The sequence below is a fragment of the Flavobacterium sp. AJR genome (assembly GCF_002156885.1).
Classification (GTDB): Bacteria; Bacteroidota; Bacteroidia; order Flavobacteriales; family Flavobacteriaceae; genus Flavobacterium.
In genome coordinates this window covers 106372-112535 of the sequence record NZ_NCWQ01000055.1, presented here as the reverse complement: position 1 = coordinate 112535, position 6164 = coordinate 106372, and the positions used below count along the sequence as shown (strand labels likewise).

The following is a 6164-nucleotide window of genomic DNA, read 5'->3' as shown; positions in this document are numbered from 1 at the left end:
TAAATAAAGATCGGTTTTATAAAAAAATGCCAAAAGGAATATTTTTCTTTTGGCATTTTTTTATAAAAGTACAAGTTTAAGTCTATGAGTTAATGTTAATTATACTCCCTTAAGTTTTACTATTATCACGATTGCTGTGAGAAGTCTCCCGACTTCACACCCGCTCCAATAAACAACATATTTTTATAATCAAGCTAATATTAAATAGTAAATCCAAAGTAGGGCTACGAAGTCGGGAGACTTCGTACAGCGCAACTGTAATTATACGCTCGTTTCCTTAAATGACAACTACAATATTTTAAAAATAAATTCTATAAATATCTCTTTAACCAATCGGCTATCTGATTTAACAAATTATCGTTCACAATTTCTAAATCATGTCCTTCATTTTCATAAACTAATAAGCGTGTAGTATATTCTTTTGAGTTTAATTTGGAATAAAAAGCAAAGGCATTACTAATATCAACTTTTACATCTTTATTACCCTGAATAATAAAATGGGAAACTTTTTTATTCTGGATAGAATCTATTGCAAGTAAACTAGAACGAGTTTTTAAGGCAGCAACAGAATCTTTGGCGTAACCAGGAATTCTTTCTCTATAAACCCCAAACATCTCTGGGCGTTTCGTTTGGATTAAATCAGCCTGTCCTGCAATTGCTATATTGGTTTTTATACGATTAGTCTTTTTTAGCATCAGGAAATTAGTCATAACGCCACGACTCCAGCCAAAAACACCAATCCTGTTTTTGTCGGCATTCGGTAATTGATCTATGATATCAAAAAGGCTTAAAACATCATTTACATCTTTACCACCAAATTCGTCTACACCTTCACTTACAGACGTTCCACGGAGTTGTGAACCAATAACAATATAACCTTCATTGGCAATTTTGCTAAGAAACTCCGTTAAAAAAACAGAATTGACAGCACCAAAATTACCGTTACCACCGCGATTGTATATTAAAACGGGATACACCCCTTTCTTTTTAGGTTCTATTAAAAAACCTCTAAGTTTTAGGTTGTCAAAAGACTTGTAATGAATACTGCGGAAATTTAAAGAATCAAGAAATTGGTATTCTTTTTTTAAAACTATCTTTTCATTTATCTTTTCCGAAATAACAGGATTAAAAGGGTAATCCGTAATTTTTCGGTTCTCTAATGTGAAACTAGATTTTGATGTTTGTGCAAAACTGAAATTGAATAAAACCAGCAATAACAAAAGAATAACTTTCTTCATATTTTATTTAGTAATTGACTTCATGTATGTACCAGTATATTTATCTGCAAATTCTACATACCATTTGTTTAATGTTTCTTCGCCTAAATTATCATAGATAAGCTCATATTGTTTCTTTAAAGCTATTTTATAATCCTTTAGACTTTTCTCAATATCCTTATTCCACTCTTCGTTTTCTTTTCTGGTTTTTGGTTGATGATGAATATATTGTCCGAAATAAGTTTGACAAAAATCATTATAATCTTTTGTAAAAAGAATAAAATTATGCCACATTTCATCAATTATAATTATAGAATCATCACTAATAAAATTAAAATTTACATTGGAGCATAACCAAAGCCATTTTTTTGTTTCCTGAAAAATGCTAACTGCTTCTGATTCTTCTATTTTATAAAACTTTAAAAATCTATCTACAACATCTTCATTCTTATAATTGAGTACATTACTCAAACTTTCTTCCATACTTTTTTGCATTACTTGAAAAATTCAAAAAAAAGGAGGCAATGCAAAACATTAACCCCCTTTTGTGTTATTAAACTGCTGTTACAACACCTCTACAATCTCTACTAGCTGTACAAGATCCTGAAGAATTACCTCCTCCAACAATTTTCTCTAAACGCTCAAACTTTTTATCTAATAAATCATTGATTGTTTTTTTCTTTTTGTCTTCGTTAATTTTTTTCATCGTTTTTAAATTTTACGGTTAGATTTAAATTTTGTACTAATCTGCATTAAGCATTTCTTATCTCTTTTGCCTGTCGACTGGGCTATCCGAGATTTGGAAATGATAACAAGTTAGTTTTTCAAAAATAGACGCTAATGAAAATAATCCTTATGCATTTTTATGCGAATTATGTAAAACTTAAAGGACTCACACGTATAAAAAGCTTGTATAATTAACTAAAACTTTCAAAATATCATTAAAAGTGGGTATTGTTCTGAAAAAAATATTTCCTCATTTTTGCAGCAAACTAAAAAGAATAATGACCAAAAAGAAACTGCTACAAGTAAGATTAAACAAGGGATTCTCTCAGGAAAAACTAGCAGATTTAATTGGTATGACACAATCTAATTACAGCCGAAGAGAAAATGGACGCAAAAACATTTCGGAGGTTGAATGGCTAAAAATAGCTAAAGTTTTGGGTGTAGAAAAAGAAACTATTTATGAGCCTAATGGCGATAATAGCAGTATAATCGATCCGTTTAACATCCCCGATTCTATTTTTAAACAACTTGAGTTGCTAAGAACAGAAAATATAATGCTTAAAGAAAAATTGAAAGCTCTTACAAACTAGTTCTTAGCTATTACACTTAATTTGTTGGGTGTAATTACTTTATCTATTGACTTTGCTTGGGCACAAAAGTTTCATTTAACACATAGAAACATAGATTTTATGTGTACAAAAGAGTACAAAAAGAAATATATTTCTTTCACATAGCCAGTCCCGAACCTTTGGGATGTATTTTAAACAAGTGAAACGCCTTTTTTGAAAGTTTCAAAATCTATATCTCTATGTGTTAAAATAATTTCAACTTATATTTTGTGCATAAAAAACACTTGTAATTAACTTTTAATCATCTCGATATGCGGAATATCGTCTTCAAGATACATTTCGCTCGTTTGTACAAAACCATGATTTTCGTAGAATTTTTTCAGATATAACTGTGCTCCAATAGTAATATCGGTTTTATTAAAATGGGTTTTAATTCCTGCAATTGCTTCTGTCATTAAATCATGTCCCCATTTTTTATCGCGATAATCCGGGCTTACTACAACTCTTCCTATCGAGGCGTTATCAAAACTAATTCCAGCATCAAAAAGACGTGCATGAGCCACAATTTTACCTTCATATTCGCCTATTAGGTGTAAAGCAAGTTTGTCTTTCCCATCTATATCTAAATAAACACAGTTTTGCTCTAATACAAAGACTTCACTTCGTAATTTGAGGGTATCGTATAGTTCGTGAACAGTTAATGCCTCAAAAGGCTTAATTTTCCAAGTTGGTTTCATGTTGTAATAGTATAATCTGATTTTATTTTAAAAGAGTATTATCGCTTATTGATTCTAACCGATTTTATAATGGCTTCTAGTTCCAACATCGAATCTCGTTCTTCATTGGATGGAGAATAACAAAATCCCTCGAGTACAAGTATTCGGTTATAGGCTTTATCAATAATTGCATAATTAATAAAAGGTCCTGTCATGAAATCATTTCTTAAATCCCAAGTACCTTTTGTCTCATAAGCAGTTTTTCCGTCTAGGGTAATTTTAGAGAAATAAGGCGCGTAGGCTTCCTCGGTAATCATTTGAGTATTGGGTTCTCGGCCTTTTATATACCTTCCTACTGAATCCCGCATTTTTACGATATTGCCAACAATATCGGAGTTCTTGGTAATACTTGTTATTGGAACCTGGTAAATAAGTAAACTCGTACTACCACTTACCATTTCTTTTTTAAGCCAAAGAAAGTTACGCTTATGCAATGCATATTCATATCCTGTGGGAACATCTAACTTTATATGAAACTTATTGTTGAGAATGGCACCATCTAACAGTGATTTACTGTTATTTTTTTGGCATTCGGCTATTTCGGTTTCCCTAATTATTCGAATTATTTGCGGTGTGTGTATTTCAAATGCTTCTATAATATCCGAAACTGATTTTCCTGATATACGAAATACATTTTGTGGTGATGTATAAACATTTTTAGTGATTTCGAACTTACTTGTATTCGATTTTTTAACTACAATAATATTTCGCCCATCGGTCATGAAACCTTCTAGTAGTTTGGCTGGATATTGATTTATGGTAAATAATGGCTCTTCCTGAACAAGACCTACAACTGGTGAAGCAAATTTATTCCTGATGCTATCCCCCACTTCTCCGTACCACAACTGATCATCTATAATAATCGAGATTGTGTTTATTTTACTGCTATCGTTGTGCTGATGTATTTTCTCATTCTTTTTTAGACATGAGAAAAACAAAAACGGAAGTATTAGCAATAAAAAATGGGTTTTATTCATCTTTAATTTTTAGTTAAGTTATGAAATAAAACCCAAATTTATATACAATTTTTGATTATCCGTTTATTTTGAGCTTCATTCCTGGTTTAATAGCTCCGTTTTCGATATCATTCCATTTTTTAATATCAGAAATAGTTACTCCTGGATATTTTTTTGCAATGCTATATAACGAATCTCCTTTTTTTACATAGTAATCAACTCCAACGTTTTTTACAACATCTGTTTTTTTCTTGAAAGTATTAATGTTGTTTGATGCAACAATAATTTCTGGAGTTTCAGATGGTTCTTGAATATTAGAATGAATTACTAATTTTTTCATTGAAGCAATCATATCCATATTCTCTGGAGTCAAACCGTTCCATTCTTTTAAATCTGATAAAGAAACATTGAATTTCTTAGCGATTGTGCTTAAATTATCTCCTGCTTGTACCACGTAAAGTGACGGCTGAGATTCGGTTGTTTTTTTATCATCAACACTAGCAATTGCTTCTTCTGTATGTTTTTTATCAACCGCAGGAACCAATTTTACTTCATTGATATCTTTCTTGATAATTTTGCTTTCCGAAATAATCTTTAGACTTTTCCCAAGTGCAATTGAATTGCTCTTTAGGTTGTTCCATTTCTTCAATTGATTAATTGAAACATCATATTTACTTGCAATTGAACCTAAATTATCTCCTGAACGAACCTTATAAATTTGTGTTTTTGAAACAACAGTTTGGTTTGTTTTAGGCGAAGCTAATTTTGTAGCTGCAATTAATGTTTGCAGTCTATTTATTTTTGAACTTGATTCATGATTAAGATAAGCGTAAATTTTGTCTTCGTTTGAAGTAAATATAGCCACTTTATCTTTTGGCAATCTCAAGAAATGCTCTTCATCTTGATAAAACGGAACTACATTCAGTTTATAAGATGGATTTAAAAGCTGTAGTTGTGCTTCGGGAACATCTAATAAATTAGATATTTGCCTGAAACTCATCTTTTCTTTAATTCTTACAGTATCTGTTTGAAAGTGTTGTACTACTGCTCTATCTGGAACAATACCATGTTCTTTATGATATTCGTAAAGATACATTGTAGCTAAAAATGCTGGAACATATCCTTGTGTTTCTTTAGGAAGGTAACTACGAATATCCCAATAGGTTTGTTTTCCTCCTGAACGACGAATCGCTTTTGATACGTTTCCTGGACCTGAGTTATAAGAAGCTAAAACTAGCTCCCAATCGCCAAAAATTTTGTACATTTTTGACATATAATCTGCAGCTGCAGTAGATGCTTTTAATGGATCACTACGCTCATCAATAAACGAATCTATTTTTAGATTATATTGTTTACCGGTGTGGTACATAAACTGCCAAAGTCCTGTGGCTCCCATTTTAGAAACTGCTTTTGGGTTTAAAGCTGATTCTACAACGGCTAAATATTTTATTTCTAAAGGAACGTTTTGCTTAGCAAATGCTTCTTCGAACATTGGAAAATAATATTCTGATAAGGCCATTAATCGCGAAAATGATTTTTTACGATTCTTTAAGAATGACTTTATGATATTTTCCAACCCTTGATTATACTGAATATTAAAGGGTGATTTCTCATTCATTGCCTCAAGACGTTGCTTTAACAACTCGGTTGGCAATTCATAATCTACCTTTGCATCGGTATTAATTGTTTGGATATCTTTAGATAAATCTTCGTATATGTCTAAACTCACTAATTCTTTCATCCAAAGACTGTCTACCCGAACTGCGTAATCGTCTTTTACAAATGAATTTTTAACTGAATCTAAATACGAAATCTTAATGTCCTGCTTTACAACTGGGTTTGTTTGCGCAACTTCTTGTGCAAACAAACCCATTGTAGACAACAGGAGTACTGATAATGTGGTATTTTTTACAATCATAA

General features: G+C 31.3%; 7 protein-coding genes. 1 reads left to right on the top strand and 6 read right to left on the bottom strand.

The window, feature by feature from the left end; all coding sequences use genetic code 11:
* Positions 1–311 precede the first annotated feature (311 nt).
* From B8T70_RS15140 to B8T70_RS23900, 3 genes are read right to left on the bottom strand one after another with little or no spacing between them, the layout of a single operon-like run.
* Positions 312–1238 carry a S9 family peptidase gene (locus tag B8T70_RS15140; RefSeq protein ID WP_086895369.1) on the bottom strand — a complete coding sequence of 309 codons (927 nt, stop codon included), beginning with the start codon at positions 1236–1238 and terminating at the stop codon, positions 312–314.
* A 3-nt stretch (positions 1239–1241) separates the two neighbouring features.
* Positions 1242–1712, bottom strand: coding sequence for a hypothetical protein (locus tag B8T70_RS15135; RefSeq protein ID WP_086895368.1), 471 nt, complete (start codon positions 1710–1712; stop codon positions 1242–1244).
* A 58-nt stretch (positions 1713–1770) separates the two neighbouring features.
* Positions 1771–1923 carry a hypothetical protein gene (locus tag B8T70_RS23900; RefSeq protein ID WP_165572098.1) on the bottom strand — a complete coding sequence of 51 codons (153 nt, stop codon included), beginning with the start codon at positions 1921–1923 and terminating at the stop codon, positions 1771–1773.
* Between the two features lie 298 nt (positions 1924–2221).
* Between B8T70_RS23900 and B8T70_RS15130 the strand changes: the two genes are divergently transcribed.
* Positions 2222–2533, top strand: a complete 312-nt coding sequence (locus B8T70_RS15130) for a helix-turn-helix transcriptional regulator (protein ID WP_086895367.1) — start codon at positions 2222–2224, stop codon at positions 2531–2533.
* 269 nt (positions 2534–2802) lie between these two features.
* Here B8T70_RS15130 and B8T70_RS15125 read toward each other — a convergent pair whose 3' ends face one another.
* The 3 genes from B8T70_RS15125 to B8T70_RS15115 are packed head-to-tail and all read right to left on the bottom strand — an operon-like array spanning position 2803 to position 6162.
* The gene (locus tag B8T70_RS15125) at positions 2803–3249 is read right to left on the bottom strand and encodes a GNAT family N-acetyltransferase (RefSeq protein ID WP_086895366.1); all 447 of its coding nucleotides are present in this window, start codon (positions 3247–3249) and stop codon (positions 2803–2805) included.
* A 38-nt stretch (positions 3250–3287) separates the two neighbouring features.
* On the bottom strand, positions 3288–4265 hold the full coding sequence (locus tag B8T70_RS15120) for a DUF4837 family protein (RefSeq protein ID WP_039113461.1): 978 nt from the start codon (positions 4263–4265) through the stop codon (positions 3288–3290).
* A 55-nt stretch (positions 4266–4320) separates the two neighbouring features.
* Positions 4321–6162: a LysM peptidoglycan-binding domain-containing protein gene (locus B8T70_RS15115; protein WP_039118446.1), complete on the bottom strand. Its 1842-nt coding sequence runs from the start codon at positions 6160–6162 to the stop codon at positions 4321–4323.
* Between the last annotated feature and the right edge of the window lie 2 nt (positions 6163–6164).

Bases quoted from the DNA above. Each gene is read 5' to 3' on its own strand.
- B8T70_RS15125 (WP_086895366.1), bottom strand. From the start codon at position 3,249: ATGAAACCAACTTGGAAAATTAAGCCTTTTGAGGCATTAACTGTTCAC.
- B8T70_RS15120 (WP_039113461.1), bottom strand. From the start codon at position 4,265: ATGAATAAAACCCATTTTTTATTGCTAATACTTCCGTTTTTGTTTTTC.
- B8T70_RS15135 (WP_086895368.1), bottom strand. From the start codon at position 1,712: ATGCAAAAAAGTATGGAAGAAAGTTTGAGTAATGTACTCAATTATAAG.
- B8T70_RS15130 (WP_086895367.1), top strand. From the start codon at position 2,222: ATGACCAAAAAGAAACTGCTACAAGTAAGATTAAACAAGGGATTCTCT.
- B8T70_RS15140 (WP_086895369.1), bottom strand. From the start codon at position 1,238: ATGAAGAAAGTTATTCTTTTGTTATTGCTGGTTTTATTCAATTTCAGT.
- B8T70_RS23900 (WP_165572098.1), bottom strand. From the start codon at position 1,923: ATGAAAAAAATTAACGAAGACAAAAAGAAAAAAACAATCAATGATTTA.
- B8T70_RS15115 (WP_039118446.1), bottom strand. From the start codon at position 6,162: ATGATTGTAAAAAATACCACATTATCAGTACTCCTGTTGTCTACAATG.